Genomic DNA, 16,927 nt, shown 5'->3' with positions numbered 1-16,927 from the left:
CGACCGCACGGCAGACTGGGCGCGGAGGCGAACATGCACGACGGATCCGAGGTGACGATCGCCTTCGCCGGTGCGCCGGATGCCGAGGTGCTCACGCAACTGCAGATCGACTTCGGCGACGAGTTCGACGAGCCGGAGCCGCCGTTCGACATCCTGCTTCCCCGCTTCCGGCGATTCCTCGCCGATCCGGCCGGTTTCGCCCTGATCGCCTCGTCGAACGGGAGCGCGATCGGCTACGCGCTCATCGCGCTGCGACCGGCCGTCTACAACGAGGGCGGACACGTCGCGACTCTCGACGAGCTCTACGTGCGACCGGAGCGTCGATCCGAGGGGATCGGCGCGGTGCTGCTCGCGCGGGCCGTCGCGGAATCCCGCCGCAGGGGAGCCGGCGAGATGCATATCAATGTCGACTCGGGCGATACGGACGCGCGCCGCTTCTACGAGCGGCACGGTTTCCGCAACAGCCTCCCCGGCATCGACGAACCGGTGCTCTGGTACTTCGCCGAATGGGACGACGACTGATCGGGATGCCTGTTCGGCTACTGTTCACGGTGTACGGACCAACCCGGCTCGGGTTGATGAGCCCGGAGGAGTCCAAGAATGCTCAATGCGTCTCGAAGAAGCGCGTCGCTCGTGGTCCTGCTGGGGATGGTGGCGACATCCGTCGCCTGCGCTCCTATCCCGACACCGCCTGCCGCCGTCGGAGATGACCATCCCGGCTCCTGCAAACCACCTGAGTTGACCTGGCCCACCGACTTCCTCGAGGCGCTGCCCAGTGAGGGCGGCGTGGGTGGAAGCGTCGTCGGCCTGCGTCTCGAGTACATCGACGAGGGATGGGTCTGGCGGATCAGAGCCGCCTCCGGTCGAGACGACGTGTTCGGCGACCCGGTCGACGATCCGAGCGCAGGTCAGGAGTCGCTCCTCGACGTGAGGACCCTGGAAGTCATCGCGAAGCACGACGTCGAACTCACCGAGCCCGAACGGGACGCCGGCACCGACGCCCTGAGCGCGGCGATGCAGTCCGGTGAGACGTGGCCGAGCCCGCTGATCATCGAGATGACACGCATCACGGAGGACGGATCCTCGGTCTGGGAGATCACGACCTGCGACACCGGAACGAATGAGCACTCCGTGATGATCGTGCCCTAGCTCAACACCCTGTAGCGGAGGTGCACCTCGCTCGCGAACGCAGCGGTCTCCAGGCGCTCGAGACGAAGCTGTCTCTCCAACCCGGCGAAGAGCGGGATACCTTCACCCAGCACGACCGGCACGACATGGAGCCGAAGCTCATCCACGAGCCCGAGGGCGAGGCACTGCCTTGCCACTCGCCCGCCCAGGAGGCTCACCCACTTCTCACCCGCATCCGCGCGGGCCCGACGGACGGCTTCCTCGATGTCGTCCACGACGAACGTGAATCGTGTCCCGTCGCGTTCCACCGTCTCCTGCTCGTTGTGCGTCATCAGATACACGGGAACCTTCAGGTATCCGCCGTACGGGATCTCGCCGTCCTCGATCGTGCGGGTCTTGTTCGCGCCGCCGATGATGGCTCCGATGCCGGAGCAGATGCTCTCCACGATCTGCTCGTCCTCCGGGGCCACGGGGAACCCGTTCATCCAGTCCATCCCGCCGTCCGGGTCCGCCATGAACCCGTCCAAGGAGACTGTCGCGTGAATCATCACCTTCGCCATGTCCTTCCCCTCTCGTCGAGGTGAGTCCGGCGACTCACCATGTCGGCAATCTATTCGTCGCATTGAGGTGAGTCAAGTGGCTCACCTCAATGCGATAATGGAGCCATGACCCGCAAGCTGTCGGAGTATCACCAGCAGATCGCAGCGGACAATCGGGCTGCGATCCTCCGAGCGGCGGCGCGGCCGTTCCTGGAGAACGGCTACGACCGCACCTCGCTCGCCGAGGTCGCCAGGCAGGCCGGCGTATCGAGGGCCACGCTGTTCAAGCAGTTCCCCACCAAGGCGGAGCTGTTCGAAGCGACGGTGCTCGCAACGGGAAGTGTCCCGGACGCCGAACAGGTCGCACCGGATCCGGATGACTTCTTCGGTGGGCTCGTGATCCTCGGGAGCGCCTACGTGCGACTGCTCGATCGACCGGGCATGGCTGACTTGATGCGCATCGTCATCGCAGAGTCTCCCCGCTTCCCCGAACTTCGCGAGCGGACCTTCGACTTCGGCACGCTCCCCGTGCTCGCGGCACTGCGGACGTTCCTCGTCGGTGCTCGCGACGTGGGAACAGCCCGGGTCGAGGATGCCGACGTCATCTCCGCCCAGTTCCTCGGGATGATCGCGACCACCGTGTTCTGGCCGCGACTGGTCCACGGCGGATGGGCGCTCGCGGAGAGCGAGAAAGCGCACGTGGTCGAACAGGCCGCCGAGACCATCGCCGCACGGTGCACGCCGGAAACAGAGAACCGGCCGGACTGAGTGTCCGACCGGTTCTGACTGTGGAGCCTAGGAGATTCGAACTCCTGACATCCTGCTTGCAAAGCAGGCGCTCTACCAACTGAGCTAAGGCCCCGTGAGGGTGTTCAGTTGGAGTGTGGAGTGGGGCTACCAGGACTTGAACCTGGGACCTCTTCATTATCAGTGAAGCGCTCTAACCGCCTGAGCTATAGCCCCGTCAACCTCCAAGAGATTACCCGAGATTGACGAAAAAACCGAATCGAGGCCGGTCAGTCCCCCGCACGCAGCGTCGCCGACCCGGCCGACACCTTCGCATCGATCGTGCTGGATGCCGTGGTGGACGTCTCGACACGGTTGTCGAAGGATCCGGCGCTGACCTCCTGCGTCACGTTGTACACGTCATCCGGCACGGTGAGCTCGAGCGATCCGGCGCTCACCTCGAACGTGATCATGTCCGGAGTGGTGCCGGTGAACTCGGCCGTCAGCCGTCCGGCGGCGATGCCCAGGTCGGCTTCGCTGACGTCCGCGAGCTCGATCTCGGCCCGACCGGCGCTGATGTCGGCATCCACCGAGGTGGCGGATCCCTCCAGCGTCAGCGCACCGGCACCGACGTGCAGATCCACTTCGCCGAACTCCCCGGAGGCCTCGAGGCTGCCGGCACCGAGATCCAGGTCGAGGTCGAGGCCGGCGCGCTGCAGGCTCTCGGGCAGGGTCAGCACGACCCGCTCGTCGTCGCCGAACCAACCGCCGAACCACCATCCGAAGGTCCGGTTCGGGCTGTGGACGATGAGCTCGTCGTCGTCCCGCTCGAGCGTCCACGTGGCGCCGCTGCCGCCGTCGACGCGGAGCTCGGCCTCGTCGACGTCGCCGAACTGGACACTGACGTCACTGGCGCCCACCTCCATCTCCAGCGACTGGATGCCGGTGACGTCGGTCGTCGAGACCGAGTCGCTCCGGCTCAGCTGGCTGCCGGCCGCGAAGGCTGCGGTGGTGCCGGACCCGAGCAGGGCGACGCCGCCGATCACGGCGAGGACGATGCCGATCGGGCGTCCCGGCCCGGAGGCCGGTCGCGCCGATCCCGTCGGCGGCTGAGCCGTACCGCCCGCGGACGGCGCGGATGCCGCGGTCGGCGCCGGGTTCACGGGCGCTCCCTGATTCGACGGGGGAGGAGTCAGCGGGATCTCGTGCCCGCCGTTGTCATTCGTGCTCATCGTGCCGCTCCTGTCTGTCCGGCGGCAGGGCCGCCGTTGTTCTCGATGTGGGCGAGTGCCGCCAGCACCCGCCGGTTGCCCGATTCGTCCTGCTCGAATCCGAGCTTCTGGAAGATCGATGTGATGTGCTTCTCGACGCTGGCCTCGGAGAGGAACAGGAGCCCGGCGATCGCCTGGTTCGACTTCCCCTCCGCGATCAGCGCGAGGACGGTGCGTTCGCGTTCGGTGAGCCGCAGCATCCGGTCGTCCTTGTTGCGCCGGGTGAGCAGCTGCGCGACCACTTCGGGGTCGAGCACGGTCGCGCCGTCCGCGATCCGTTCGACGGATGCCACGAACTCCGAGACGTCCGCGACCCGGTCCTTCAGCAGGTAGCCGAGCGGGCCGCCCTGCGCGGCGATCAGATCGCTCGCATAACGTTCCTCGACGTACTGCGACAGCACGAGGATCGGCAGCTGCGGCTGACGGGCCCTGATGCCGAGCGCCGCGCGGATCCCCTCGTCCGTGAAGGTCGGAGGCAGACGCACGTCGAGGATGCACAGCTCGGGTGCCTGCTCGCTGACGGCGTCATCCAGACCGACCGTGTCGGGGAGTGCCGCGACCACCTCGTGGCCGGCGTCCTCGAGGAGCCGGACGAGACCTTCGCGCAGCAGGACGGAGTCCTCACAGATCAGGATGCGCATGGCACGCTCACCTCCAGGCTGGTCGGACCGCCCTGCGGGCTGTCGAGTCGGAACGTGCCGCCGGCGGCGAGCACGCGGTTGGAGATGCCGTCGAGGCCACCGCCGGGCTGGATCTGCGCCCCGCCCATGCCGTTGTCCTCGACCCGCGCCCACAGCACGCCGTTCTCGCGACGGCGCACGATCACGCGGCAGTCACTGGCCCTGGAGTGCTTGGCCGCATTCGTCAGGGATTCGGCGATCGCGAAATAGACGGCCGCCTCGGCCTCTCTGCTGCACCGCCCGTCCATACGGACGTCCAGGTGCACGGGGATGTGCGACCGGCCGGCGAGGGCGGACAGAGCGGCGTCCAGGCCGCGGTCGTCCAGGACGGATGCGTGGATGCCGCGGGCGAGCTGACGCAGTTCGGTGATGGCCGCCTTGGTGGAGGTGTGCGCCTCGGAGATCAGCTCCTTGGCCTTCGCGGGGTCCTCGTCGATCTTCTGCTGGGCGAGACCCAGCGTCATCCCGACCGAGACGAGGCGGGGCTGGACGCCGTCGTGGAGATCGCGCTCGATGCGGGTGCGTTCGACGTCGGCGGCGCGCACGGCGCCCTCCCGCTGCGCGCTCGTGGTGCGCACCTGCTCGGTGAGTTCGGCCTCGCGGCTCGGAACCACCAGCGCCCGGGTGAGCACCCGGTGCAGCAGTGCGAGTCCGACGATCGCGCCGGCGGAGATCACGACACCCAGGATGCCGACCAGAGGCGCCCAGGCGACCAGGATCTCGCTGCCGTAGGGGCCGTCGACCGTGCCGTCCAGAGTCAGGGGCGCGAACGCCGTGATCGCCGACCAGATCATTCCCCAGAACAGGCGCAGGATCAGCGCACCGGCGATGCACGCGAGCATGAAGTTGACCAGCGCCCGCCACATCGGTCCGTCCACGGCCTGTCGGCCGAGCGAGCGCAGCCAGCCGCCGAAACCGGGGGTGGTGCGACGCCGCCACCGCAGCGCGGGAAGGTCGAGATCGTAGAGGCTGCTGACGCGCATGACCTCGAACCAGGCGACGCCGAACATCGCGTAGACGAGCCCGACCAGGAAGATCAGGCCGATGCCGAAGGCGAACACGAGAGCGACACCGGCACCGAGCAGTCCGCTCAGGATGCCGATGACACCCGAGCCGACCACGCCGAGCGCGGTGAGCTGGAGGATTGTGAAGAGCAATCGCACCGGCGGCCGCTCCGCGACCGGCGCTGCGGGGCTTGCAGTCTGATTCGTCATGCCCATAACGCTACGGTTCCGCGCTCTCGCGGGATACCGAGGCATCCGGACACCTCGCTTCGGGTTTTCCCTACTCCGCCACGGCCGGCGACTGAGGCGGAGACGACGGAAGGCGGATGCCGAAGCATCCGCCTTCCGTCGAGAACCTGCGTCAGTTCGAGGTGAAGCCGACCAGCAGACCGCCGGTGACCTTGACCGCGAGGTTGTAGATACCCGCGATGACAGCGCCGAGCACCGTGAACACGATGAGGTTCAGGATCGACACGACTGCGGCGAAGGCCATGACCTGCGGCAGGCCGACCGTCTCGGAGAGGGAGAACGCGCCGTCGGTGAAGCTGCCGAGGATGTCATCGACCTGCGCGATGACGCCGGTCGCCTGCAGCACCATGTACACCAGGAAGAACGAGACCATCGTCACGACCGCGAACGCGATCGCGCCGAGGAACGCCAGCTTCACGGCGGACCAGAAGTCGACGTAGACCAGGCGCAGGCGAACCTGCTTGCCCCCGGACTTGCGCGTCGACTTCTTCGCCAGCTTGTCGGCTACTGTGCTCATGCGTCTTAGCTTTCCTCAGAAGTCTGTGTGTTGTCGGAGTCGGGGGAATCGGCATCCGCCGCGGCTTCTTCCTCGGCGAGGCCCCGCTCTCCGTTGCGGGCGATGGCGAGGATGCGATCATCTCCGGACGTTCGCGCGAACACCACACCCATGGTGTCGCGGCCCTTCGCCGGGACCTCGGCCACGGCAGAGCGTACCACCTTGCCGCTGGACATAACCACCAGGACCTCGTCGTCGTCCGCGACCATCAGACCACCGGCCAGGGTGCCCCGATCGTCGTTGAGCTTCGCGACCTTGATGCCATATCCGCCGCGTCCCTGGACGCGGTACTCCTCGATCGCGGTGCGCTTGGCGTACCCGCCGTCGGTCACCACGAACACGAACTGACCAGGGGAGGCCACGGATGCCGAGAGCAGGCTGTCGCCCTCTCGGAACTTCATGCCCTTCACGCCGGCGGTCGCGCGCCCCATCGGACGCAGCGCCTCGTCGGTCGCGCTGAAGCGCACCGACATGCCCCGTCGGCTGATGAGGAGGATGTCGTCGGACCTGTCGACCAGCAGCGCGCCGACGAGTTCGTCCTCCTCGTTCAGACGGATCGCGATGACACCGCCCTGACGGTTCGTGTCGTAGTCGCCCAGGCGGCTCTTCTTGACCAGTCCGTCCCTGGTCGCCAGGACCAGGTAGTCGGCGACGGCGTAGTCGCGGATGTCGAGGATCTGAGCGATACCCTCGTCCGGCTGCAGCGCGAGCAGATTCGCGACGTGCGTGCCCTTCGCGTCACGGCCGGCCTCCGGCACCTCGTAGGTCTTCGTCCGGTAGACGCGTCCCTTGTCGGTGAAGAACAGCAGCCAGTGGTGCGTCGTCGTGACGAAGAAGTGCTCGACGATGTCATCGGCGCGCAGCTGCGCGCCCTTGATGCCCTTGCCGCCGCGGTGCTGCGACCGGTAGTTGTCGCTGCGCGTGCGCTTGATGTAGCCGTCGCGGGTGACGGTGACGACCATCTCCTCTTCGGCGATGAGGTCCTCCATGGACACGTCGCCGTCGAAGCCGTGCAGGATGTGCGTGCGACGCTCGTCGCCGAAGCGGTCGACGATGCCGACGAGCTCTTCGCGGATGATGGCGCGCTGACGCATCGGGTCGGCGAGGATCGCGTTGTAGTCGGCGATCTTCGCCTCGAGCTCGGTCGCCTCGTCGATGATCTTCTGACGCTCGAGCGCGGCGAGTCGCCGCAGCTGCATCTGCAGGATCGCGTCGGCCTGGATCTCGTCGATGTCGAGGAGCTTCTGCAGACCCTCATTCGCGTCCTGCGCCGTGGGCGACCGGCGGATGAGCGCGATGACCTCGTCGAGCGCGTCGAGCGCCTTGAGGTAGCCGCGCAGGATGTGCATCCGCTCCTCGGCCTTGCGCAGGCGGAACGTGGTTCGGCGAACGATGACGTGGATCTGGTGGTCGATCCAGTGCATCACGAAACCGTCGAGCGCGAGCGTGCGCGGCACGCCGTCGACGATCGCGAGCATGTTGGCGCCGAAGTTGTCCTGCAGCTGGGTGTGCTTGTACAGGTTGTTCAGCACGACCTTCGCGACGGCATCCCGCTTGAGGACGACGACGAGGCGCTGGCCGGTGCGGTCGCTGGTCTCGTCGCGGATGTCGGCGATGCCGGTGATCTTGCCCTCGCGGACGAGATCGCCGATCTTGACGGCGAGGTTGTCGGGGTTGACCTGGTAGGGCAGCTCCGTGATCACGAGGCACGTGCGGCCCTGGATCTCCTCGACGTTGACGACCGCGCGCATCGTGATCGAGCCGCGACCGGTGCGGTACGCCTCGTGAATGCCCTTCGTGCCGAGGATCTGCGCGCCGGTCGGGAAATCAGGACCGGGGATGCGCTGGATCAGGCCGTCCAGCAGCTCTTCGCGCGAGACATCCGGGTTGTCCATGGCCCAGAGCGCGGCGTCGGCGACCTCGCGGAGGTTGTGCGGCGGGATGTTGGTCGCCATGCCGACCGCGATGCCGACGGAACCGTTGACGAGGAGGTTCGGGAACCGCGACGGCAGGACCGTCGGCTCCTGGGTCTGACCGTCGTAGTTCGGCTGGAAGTCGACGGTCTCCTCTTCGATGTCGCGCACCATCTCGAGCGCGAGCGGAGCCATCTTCGTCTCGGTGTAACGAGGGGCTGCGGCGCCCATGTTGCCGGGGGAGCCGAAGTTTCCCTGGCCGAGCGCGAGCGGGTAGCGCAGCGCCCACGGCTGAACGAGACGCACGAGGGTGTCGTAGATCGCGGTGTCGCCGTGCGGGTGGTACTGCCCCATGACCTCGCCGACGACGCGCGCGCACTTCGAGTACGACTTATCGGGGCGGAACCCGCCGTCGTACATGCCGTAGATCACGCGGCGGTGCACCGGCTTGAGGCCGTCGCGCACGTCGGGCAGCGCGCGGCCGACGATGACGGCCATCGCGTAGTCGAGGTAGCTGCGCTGCATCTCCGACTGCAGATCGACCTGGTCGATCTTGCCGTGGTCGTGCCCGGCGCTGATGTCGGGGCGTTCTTCGTCAGTCATATGTGTCTCTTCTCAGGGTGCTGAGCTTGTCGGATCCGGATGCCGGCCGGTGCTCTGCTAGATGTCGAGGAAGCGGACGTCCTTGGCGTTGCGCTGGATGAAGTTGCGTCGCGACTCGACGTCCTCCCCCATCAGCACGCTGAAGATCTCGTCGGCGGCAGCGGCGTCATCGATGGTCACCTGCTGCAGCGTCCGTGTCGAGTGGTCCATCGTGGTCTCCCACAGCTCCTTGGCGTTCATCTCACCGAGACCCTTGTAGCGCTGGATCCCCTCCTTGGGGATGCGCTTGCCGTTGTCGAGGCCGTGCTTGAGCAGCGCGTCGCGCTCTTCGTCGGAGTAGACGTACTCGTGCGGCTGGTTCGACCACTTGAGGCGGTAGAGCGGCGGCATCGCGAGATACACGAAGCCCGCCTCGATGAGCCCGCGCATGTAGCGGAACAACAGCGTCAGCAGCAGCGTGGTGATGTGCTGGCCGTCGACATCGGCATCCGCCATCAGCACGATCTTGTGATAGCGCGCCTTCTCGATGTCGAAGTCCTCGCCGATGCCCGTGCCGAAGGCCTGGATCATCGCCTGGACCTCGCGGTTCGCGAGAGCCTTGTCTATCCGGGCGCGCTCGACGTTGAGGATCTTGCCGCGCAGCGCCAGGATCGCCTGGGTGTGCGGGTCGCGACCCTGCACCGCCGAACCGCCGGCGGAGTCGCCCTCGACGAGGAAGATCTCGCTGATCGACGGGTCCTTGCTCGTGCAGTCCTTGAGCTTGTCCGGCATCGCAGCGGACTCGAACACGCTCTTGCGACGGGCCGTCTCGCGCGCCTTGCGGGCAGCCAGGCGCGCGGTCGCTGCGTCGATCGCCTTGCGGATGATGTTCTTGGCCTGGACGGGGTTGCGGTCGAACCAGTCACCGAGCTGGTCGCCGACGACCTTCTGCACGAATGCCTTGGCCTCGGTGTTGCCGAGCTTGGTCTTCGTCTGACCCTCGAACTGCGGCTCGGAGAGCTTGACCGAGATCACGGCCGTCAGCCCCTCGCGCACATCGTCGCCCGAGAGGTTCTCGTCCTTCTCCTTGAGGATGTTGTTCGCACGCGCGTACTTGTTCACCAGCGTGGTCAGCGCGGCGCGGAAGCCCTCTTCGTGGGTGCCGCCCTCGTGCGTGTTGATGACGTTCGCGTAGGTGAACACGCTCTCGGTGTACGACGTCGTCCACTGCATCGCGATCTCGACCGAGATCTTGCGAACGGTGTCCTCGGCGGAGAAATCGATGATCTCGTCGTTGACGACCTCGGCGTGACGGACCTTGTTCAGGTACTCGACGTAGTCGACGAGTCCGCGCTCGTAGTGGAACACGTCCGCGCGCTGCTTGGTGACGGTCTGGCCGTCGACCTCGGTCTCGTAGGTCGCGCCCTCGCGCTCGTCGCTCAGCTCGATGCGCAGCCCCTTGTTCAGGAACGCCATCTGCTGGAACCGGGTGCGCAGCGTCTCGTACTCGAACTCGATGCCTTCGGTGAAGATCTCGGCATCCGGCCAGAACGTGATGCTCGTTCCGGTCTCGGTGGTCGCTTCGCCCTTCTCGAGCTGCTGCTGGGGCACACCGCCGTCGGCGAAGCTGTGCCGCCAGACGAAGCCCTTCTGCTTGACCTCGACGTCGAAACGGGTGGACAGCGCGTTCACGACGGACGAGCCGACGCCGTGCAGACCACCGGAGACGGCGTACGCGCCGCCGCCGAACTTCCCGCCGGCGTGCAGGATCGTCAGCACGACCTCGACCGTGGACTTGGTCGGGTCGGAGGAGTGCGGATCGACGGGGATGCCGCGGCCGTTGTCGACGACACGGACACCGCCGTCGGCGAGCAGCGTGACGACGATGGTGTCGGCGTGACCGGCCATGGCCTCGTCGACGGAGTTGTCGACGATCTCCTGGACCAGGTGGTGCAGGCCTCGGGGACCGGTGGACCCGATGTACATACCGGGGCGCTTGCGCACCGCCTCGAGTCCTTCGAGGATCTGGATGGAGTCGGCGCCGTACTCGGCTTCGATCTTCGCGGAGGAGCCGGCGGAGCTCGCCTGCGCGTCGGGGGTGCCCCCGGTCGTCGATTCCGTCTCGTCAGCGGGGGATTCAGGCGTCATCAGAGGGCAGTCTCCACATCGATCTTGTGAAGTCCAGTCTACCTGTACTCGAAGCGGTTCATCGCGCTGAAAGGCCGTGTGTGGCCCTCAAATCGATCGGGATGCCTCTCGTGGTGTCCTACCCGTAGGTATCGCGCGGGCCCCGCCCTGGGACGGCTCTCGGGCCCCATTTCCAAGAGGGAACGTCCGGGCCGATGAAACGGAGGTTCTCCACACCCGCAGCCGGATACCTCCTGCCGATCTCGGTGAGGATCGTCCCGCGCATGTACTGCAGGTTCTTCGCCCAGGCCGTCGAATCGCACTTCACGGTGAGCATCCCGTTCTCCAGCGACACCGGATCGGAGTGCTTCGCGGTGTCCGCTCCGGCCAGATCCGCCCACTGCCTGACCAGGTCCTCGCGGGCCATCGTCGACTCCCAGCCGGCCTCCTTGGTGAGGACGTCGAGGACGGCGCCCAGCGATCCTGGGTCGCGTCCCGGAGTGAACGGCGCGTTTTCGTCGTCATCGGCGATGCGTCGCTTGCGCTTCCAGTTCTTCGAGCTGGGCTTCAAGCCGCGCAGGCGCAGGTACGTCGCGACGGTCTCGGGGATCTCTGCTGCCGTATGCGTGATGTGCTCGGTCATGCGTCGCTCCCCTCGTCTGTCTGGTCGGATGCCTCAGCGGAACTGCTGGTGTTCGCATCGGCGCGGTCGTCGATGATGGTGCCGGCGTCGATGCGCACGACATGGCGGTGCAGCACCTCAGGGATATCCTCCTCGACCGCGGCCGTCACCACCACCTGCTCGTAACCGCTGGTCAGGGTCGCGAGCCGGCGGCGTCGGTCCGCGTCGAGCTCGGCGAACACGTCATCCAGGATCAGCACCGGATCGCCGGCCGGCGATTCGCTGCGCAGGAGCTCGGCCGAGGCGAGGCGCAGTGCGAGAGCCACCGACCAGGATTCACCGTGGGATGCGTACCCCTTCACCGGAAGCGAACGCACCCGCATCAGCAGGTCGTCGCGGTGCGGGCCGACCAGGGTGAGCCCCCGATCGAGTTCCTGAGTGCGCTTGGCGAGCAGAGCCGCGCGGAACGTCTCGGCGATGTCCGCGCGCTCGAGCGCGACGGTCTCCGCCGGTTCGCCCTCTTCAGGGTCGCCGCCTCGGACGGACAGCGCCCACTCGAGCTCCGGGCGGTGATCGGCGCCGGCGATCGCCGAGTACGCCTCCGCCAACGGAGCCTGAAGATCGGCGGCCAAGCGCTGCCGCGCGACGATGATCTCGCTGCCGAGAGCGACGAGCTTGTCATCCCAGACCTCGAGGGTCGTGAGCGCTTCGCCTCGGATGCCGCGGGCGCGGGCGGATTTCAGCAGCGCCGTGCGCTGCTTGAGCACCCGGTCGTAGTCGCCGAGGACACCAGCCATGCGCGGAGCCCGCTGGATGAGCAGCTGATCGGCGAACCGGCGCCGTGCGGACGGGTCGCCCCGGACGATCTGCAGATCCTCCGGCGCGAACAGCACGACGTGTGCGTAGCGCGGAAGCTCGCTCGTCTTCACGGGTGATCCGTTGATGCGCGCCTTGTTGGAGCCCTGTCTGTTCAGCTGAACCTCGATGAGGACACGACGCTCGCCGACCGAGAGCCGGGCGCGGATGATCGCGAACTCGTGCCCGTCGCGGACCATCGGCGCATCGGCGGAGACGCGATGCGACCCCAGCGTCGCGAGGAACACGATCGCCTCGGCGAGATTGGTCTTGCCCTGACCGTTGCGGCCGACGAGGACGTTCGGACCGCGATGAAGGGTCAGATCAGCGGTCGCGTAATTGCGAAAATCGACCAGGTTCAGGTGCTCCACAATCACGGGAGTCAGCCTAGTCGGGGTGTCGGACAGCGGATGGCGGGCGGATGCCGGGGAGGATGCCGGATGTCGGGATCGGTGCCGGAAGGGTGCCGGGCTGCGGGATGCTCCGTTCGCTCGCGGAGGGTCCCTCCCGCTTCGCGGGTCCCTCCCGAGGCTCGCTCTCGGAGCATCCCTCCGCCCTCACGAAGCGACGGGAACGGTGGACTCCCGTTCTGGAAAGAGAGAGGGGAGGGAGGGGAGGGGGAGGAGGGAGGGGCAGCGTCGGCTTCGCCGACGGCTGCGCGGGGCGCGCGAAGATCGCTCGTTGAGCGAGGACGGCGGAGCCGACCGAGTCGAAACGTGGTCACTGCTGAGCGGCACCGGATGACGATCGGTTGCACTCAGGCAGAGCGGTGACGGAGATCCAGCTCGTAGAAGGCCTTCTCGGCGTCGCGGTGGGTCTCGCTGAAGCCAGCCTTGAGGAGCACGCGCTGCGAGGGGAGATTCGTGAGATCGGTGTCGGCGATGATGCGCCGGGCACCGTGCTCGGCGGCGATGCGAACAGCGTGCATGACGGCATCCGATGCCAATCCTCTGCCGCGAGCGGCGGGGATCAGGCCGTAGCCGATCCCGACCGTTCCGGTCTCATCCGGCGGACCGAAGAACCCCAGGCCGCCGACCGCGAGTCCGTCCTGATCGCGGACCAGGTAGAGCGTGAAGACCGGATGCGGGTTCGGCTGCTGTGCGAGCATCCGCAACGGCACCAGTTCGTCCTCGAACGGATACTCGGCGTGCCAGGCATCGCCGACCTTCTCGTCACGCGCGATGATGCGTGCCGCGACCTCCGGGGAGATCCGCTCCAGCACGATCAGCGCAGCAGCAGGTTCGGCTGAAGCAGGTACTTGTACGAGTCGTTGCCTGCCTGGTCGACCGACGTCTGGCTGGTCACCAGGATCGGGCTGAGCTTGTTGGCGTTGTCGCTCGAGGTGAACGTGACGCGCACGAACTCGCTCTTGACCGCACCGAGCGCCTCGACCAGGTACTGCGGGTTCAGTCCGAGCGTGACCTCGTCACCACCGGAGAGGTGCGCGTCGACGGACTCGGATGCCCGAGCCTGCTCGCTGCCCGAAGCATCCATCGTCACGCTGTCGCTCGAGAACGTGAAGCGCAGCGGAGCTGCGCGATCGAGCACGAGCGATACGCGGCGAACGGCTTCGATGAGGTCAGCCGTGTTGACGACCGCGTAGTGATCGGTCTGCTCGGGGAACAACCTGCGGACGGGCGGGAAATTGCCCTTGATCAGGAGAGAAGTGACCGTCTTGTTTCCGGCGGTGAAGGCGATGATCTCGCGATCGCCCTCGCCGGAGAACGCGATCTCGATGTTCCCGGCGTGCGCGAAGGTCTTGCCGACCTCCTGCAGGGTCCGCGCGGGGACGAGTGCCGTCTGGTCGGCCGAGGTGCCATCCCACGGGACGTCTCGGAGCGAGACGCGGTACCGGTCGGTCGCGACCAGGCTGAGGCTGTGACCGGAGACCTCGAGCTGGACACCGGTCAGGACAGGCGTCACGTCGTCGCGGGATGCCGCGAAACCGACCTGTGCGATCGCCGTGCCGAAGTCCTCGGCCGGAACGACACCGGATGAGCCTGAAACCTCGGGGATCGAGGGATATTCCTCAACCGGCATCGCTGCGAGTGTGAAGCGTGCGGATCCACAGGTGACGGCGATCCCGCCGTCCTCCTCGACCGCGATCTCGATGGGTGCGTTCGGGAGCCTGCTTGCGATGTCGGACAGAAGACGGCCGTGGACGAGGATCGTGCCCGGTGTCTCGACCGTCGCCTCGATGGTCGTCCGTGCGGACGCCTCGTAGTCGAATGCCGAGAGCGTCAGGCCCGCTTCGCCGGCTTCGATGAGCACACCGGCCAGGATCGGCTGCGGATTGCGCTGCGGCAGAAGTTTGACGACGAAGGACACGGCTTCGCTGAAGACATCGCGGTTGACCTGGAACCTCACGGGCGCTCCCTCGTCGTAATTACAAGACCTGCGCAGGCGGGCCCACCGCAGGGCTTCCCATCGTAGCCCCACAGTGCGTCCGACCCCTACGCCCCGGTTTCCACACCTTCGAGGTGATCGGATCGCCATTCATTCGGGTTAACTCCTTAACGGTGTTAACCGCTGTGGATACTGTGGATAACTCGGTGGATAGCAGTCGAGAGTAGGAAACTACACAGCTGTGAGTTGTGGAATCCCTGAGGAAACCGCGGGTTTCGGGATGATCGGGCATCACCGGCGTTCTGGGAGTTATCCACAGGATGACGCGTCCAGCATCGATTCGTCCCGTTAACAACGGGATTCATCCACAAGTTATCCACATGTGCAAACGGGCATATCCGAGGGCGGCGCGGCGTGTCAAGTGCCGAGTTCTGCATGCGGGAGGTAGAGGGCGGGCCCGTCGTCCGGTCGTCGACGCCGGTGTGGGCGCCGGGTGTCGGCGCCCGGGTGTCGGCGCCGGGTGTGGGGATGCCGCTTCGCTCGCAGAGCGGGGACCCTCCCGCTTCGCGGGCCCCTCCCGATGCTCGCTCCGCGGCATCCACACCCTCATCGGGGTATGACCGGTGGTCCGACCGCGTCGGGGGAAGGGAAGGGAAGGTGAGGGGAGGGCAGCGTCGACTTCGTCGACGGCTGCGCCGGATAGGGAGGCGAGGGAGGTGGGTCGCTTCGTCGAGGCGATCGCGTGAAGGGTCGAGCGGCATTCTCTTCGCTCGTTGAGCGAGCGGAGCGAGTCGAAACGGGTGAACGCGCTGAGCAGCGACCCGTCAGCACCTGGAGTCAGCGGCGGCCGAGCTGAGTGGTGATCTCGGTCACCTGGTTGTAGATGGAGCGACGCTCCTTCATGAGCTCGCTGATCTTCTTGTACGCGTACATCACCGTCGTGTGGTCGCGGTTGCCGAAGAGCTGGCCGATCTTGGGTAGGGAGAGGTTCGTGCGCTCGCGGCACAGATACATGGCGATCTGCCTGGCCGTGGCGATCTGCTGCGAGCGGCTCGAGCCGTACAGGTCGTCGACCGTCAGCTTGAAGTACTGCGCCGTGGCGGTGATGATGTCCGTCGGCGAGATGATGTTGTCCTCGGCGGTGTCGACGATGTCGCGCAGAACGGTCTGTGCGAGGGCGATGTCGAGCGAGGAACGATTCAGACTCGCGAACGCTGAGACGCGGATGAGTGCGCCCTCGAGCTCACGGATGTTCGACGAAACCACCGTGGCGATGTACTCGAGCACCTCGTCGGGGATGTGGAGCGCTTCGCTCTGCGCCTTCTTGCGGAGGATCGCGATTCGCGTCTCGAGGTCCGGTGCCTGCACGTCGGTGATGAGACCCCACTCGAAGCGGCTGCGCATCCGATCCTCGAAGCCGGTCAGATGCTTGGGCGCCACATCGCTGGTGATCACGACCTGCTTGTTGTGATCGTGCAGCGTGTTGAACGTGTGGAAGAAGGCTTCCTGCGTCTCGGCGCGTCCCTGCAGGAACTGGATGTCGTCGATGAGAAGGATGTCGACGTCGCGATAGCGGGCCTGGAAGGCGGAGCCGCGGTTGTTCGCGATCGAGTTGATGAAGTCGTTCGTGAATTCCTCGCTCGACACGTACCGGACCTTGACTCCGGAATACAGGGACTGCGCGTAGTCGCCGATGGCGTGCAGGAGATGGGTCTTGCCGAGCCCCGAGTCACCATAGATGAACAGAGGGTTGTAGGCCTTGGCCGGCGCCTCGGCGACGGCGACAGCCGCAGCGTGCGCGAAGCGGTTGGACTGGCCGATGACGAAGTTGTCGAACGTGTACTTCGGATTCAGGCGGGACTCATGACGGACCGCGCTCGGCTGCTCCATCGGCGATTCCACGCGGGGCGGATCGATGCGGGCGAAATCCGAGACGGCGATCGGAGCGGTCGGCTGATCGGCGAGCTCATGATTCACCACGACGCGGAACGAGGTGACCTCGCCGCCGGTCTGCGCGAGGCCCTCCATGAGCGGAACCCGCAGACGCTTGTTGATCTGGGCCGCAGTGAGGTCGTTGGGCACATCCAGATACAGCGTCGCGCCCATCACGCCGGCGGGGACGGCGAGCGAGAGGAAGCCCTGCAGCTGCGGGGTGACGCGGTCGTCGTCCGCCAGGACCTCGAGCACCTCGTTCCAGACCGGGACGTCGGGGTGGGCAGGCGAGGACATGGCGCTCCGTGCAGACGAGGATCGGAGAGTCGCCTCGACGGCAGGCCCCCCTGTGGATAACTTCGGATGCCACGGTAGTCACCAGAGCTGTGAACGGCAA

At 66.6% G+C, this 16,927-nt stretch carries 15 protein-coding genes and 2 tRNA genes; 3 read left to right on the top strand and 14 right to left on the bottom strand.

The window, feature by feature from the left end:
• The first annotated feature begins 33 nt into the window (after positions 1 to 33).
• Together OED01_RS00085 and OED01_RS00080 are read left to right on the top strand one after the other, a co-directional pair.
• Positions 34 to 522 carry a GNAT family N-acetyltransferase gene (locus OED01_RS00085; RefSeq protein WP_264156356.1) on the top strand — a complete coding sequence of 163 codons (489 nt, stop codon included), beginning with the start codon at positions 34 to 36 and terminating at the stop codon, positions 520 to 522.
• Between the two features lie 216 nt (positions 523 to 738).
• Positions 739 to 1,149, top strand: coding sequence for a hypothetical protein (locus OED01_RS00080; protein WP_264156355.1), 411 nt, complete (start codon positions 739 to 741; stop codon positions 1,147 to 1,149).
• On the opposite strand, the gene OED01_RS00075 is transcribed toward OED01_RS00080, so the two are convergent.
• Complete coding sequence (locus OED01_RS00075; RefSeq protein WP_264156354.1) at positions 1,146 to 1,676, bottom strand: dihydrofolate reductase family protein; 531 nt, start codon at positions 1,674 to 1,676, stop codon at positions 1,146 to 1,148. The two genes, OED01_RS00080 and OED01_RS00075, sit on opposite strands and share 4 nt — an antisense overlap.
• Positions 1,677 to 1,793: 117 nt before the next feature.
• Here OED01_RS00075 and OED01_RS00070 point away from each other — a divergent pair, with 117 nt between their 5' ends.
• Positions 1,794 to 2,435 carry a TetR/AcrR family transcriptional regulator gene (locus OED01_RS00070; protein ID WP_264156353.1) on the top strand — a complete coding sequence of 214 codons (642 nt, stop codon included), beginning with the start codon at positions 1,794 to 1,796 and terminating at the stop codon, positions 2,433 to 2,435.
• A 21-nt stretch (positions 2,436 to 2,456) separates the two neighbouring features.
• On the opposite strand, the gene OED01_RS00065 is transcribed toward OED01_RS00070, so the two are convergent.
• The 13 genes from OED01_RS00065 to dnaA all read right to left on the bottom strand — a co-directional run bounded on the left by OED01_RS00065 (position 2,457) and on the right by dnaA (position 16,827).
• Positions 2,457 to 2,529: transfer RNA gene (locus tag OED01_RS00065), tRNA-Ala, on the bottom strand.
• Between the two features lie 27 nt (positions 2,530 to 2,556).
• Positions 2,557 to 2,630: transfer RNA gene (locus OED01_RS00060), tRNA-Ile, on the bottom strand.
• A gap of 53 nt (positions 2,631 to 2,683) precedes the next feature.
• The gene (locus OED01_RS00055; protein ID WP_264156352.1) at positions 2,684 to 3,625 is read right to left on the bottom strand and encodes a DUF4097 family beta strand repeat-containing protein; all 942 of its coding nucleotides are present in this window, start codon (positions 3,623 to 3,625) and stop codon (positions 2,684 to 2,686) included.
• Positions 3,622 to 4,305, bottom strand: a complete 684-nt coding sequence (locus OED01_RS00050; protein ID WP_264156351.1) for a LuxR C-terminal-related transcriptional regulator — start codon at positions 4,303 to 4,305, stop codon at positions 3,622 to 3,624. Before OED01_RS00050 ends, OED01_RS00055 begins: the two co-directional genes overlap by 4 nt.
• A complete protein-coding gene (locus OED01_RS00045; protein WP_264156350.1) occupies positions 4,293 to 5,558 on the bottom strand; it encodes a sensor histidine kinase in 1,266 nt (421 codons plus the stop codon). Before OED01_RS00045 ends, OED01_RS00050 begins: the two co-directional genes overlap by 13 nt.
• Positions 5,559 to 5,709: 151 nt before the next feature.
• Entirely contained in the window at positions 5,710 to 6,114 is a 405-nt protein-coding gene (locus OED01_RS00040; RefSeq protein WP_264156349.1) for a DUF3566 domain-containing protein, read from the bottom strand.
• A gap of 5 nt (positions 6,115 to 6,119) precedes the next feature.
• Positions 6,120 to 8,669: a DNA gyrase subunit A gene (gene gyrA / locus OED01_RS00035; protein WP_264156348.1), complete on the bottom strand. Its 2,550-nt coding sequence runs from the start codon at positions 8,667 to 8,669 to the stop codon at positions 6,120 to 6,122.
• 57 nt (positions 8,670 to 8,726) lie between these two features.
• Complete coding sequence (gene gyrB / locus OED01_RS00030) at positions 8,727 to 10,796, bottom strand: DNA topoisomerase (ATP-hydrolyzing) subunit B (RefSeq protein WP_264156347.1); 2,070 nt, start codon at positions 10,794 to 10,796, stop codon at positions 8,727 to 8,729.
• 118 nt (positions 10,797 to 10,914) lie between these two features.
• A complete protein-coding gene (locus tag OED01_RS00025; RefSeq protein WP_264156346.1) occupies positions 10,915 to 11,418 on the bottom strand; it encodes a DciA family protein in 504 nt (167 codons plus the stop codon).
• Complete coding sequence (gene recF, locus OED01_RS00020; RefSeq protein WP_264156345.1) at positions 11,415 to 12,629, bottom strand: DNA replication/repair protein RecF; 1,215 nt, start codon at positions 12,627 to 12,629, stop codon at positions 11,415 to 11,417. Before recF ends, OED01_RS00025 begins: the two co-directional genes overlap by 4 nt.
• Before the next feature lie 380 nt (positions 12,630 to 13,009).
• Entirely contained in the window at positions 13,010 to 13,474 is a 465-nt protein-coding gene (locus OED01_RS00015) for a GNAT family N-acetyltransferase (protein ID WP_264156344.1), read from the bottom strand.
• A gap of 2 nt (positions 13,475 to 13,476) precedes the next feature.
• Positions 13,477 to 14,619, bottom strand: coding sequence for a DNA polymerase III subunit beta (gene dnaN / locus OED01_RS00010; protein ID WP_264156343.1), 1,143 nt, complete (start codon positions 14,617 to 14,619; stop codon positions 13,477 to 13,479).
• Between the two features lie 816 nt (positions 14,620 to 15,435).
• Entirely contained in the window at positions 15,436 to 16,827 is a 1,392-nt protein-coding gene (gene dnaA, locus OED01_RS00005; RefSeq protein ID WP_264156342.1) for a chromosomal replication initiator protein DnaA, read from the bottom strand.
• Positions 16,828 to 16,927: the final 100 nt, after the last annotated feature.

It is taken from the genome of Microbacterium sp. M28 (assembly GCF_025836995.1).
GTDB lineage: Bacteria > Actinomycetota > Actinomycetes > Actinomycetales > Microbacteriaceae > Microbacterium.
The sequence above is the reverse complement of the archived record's forward strand: the minus strand, read 5'-3'. Positions and strand labels throughout refer to the sequence as shown.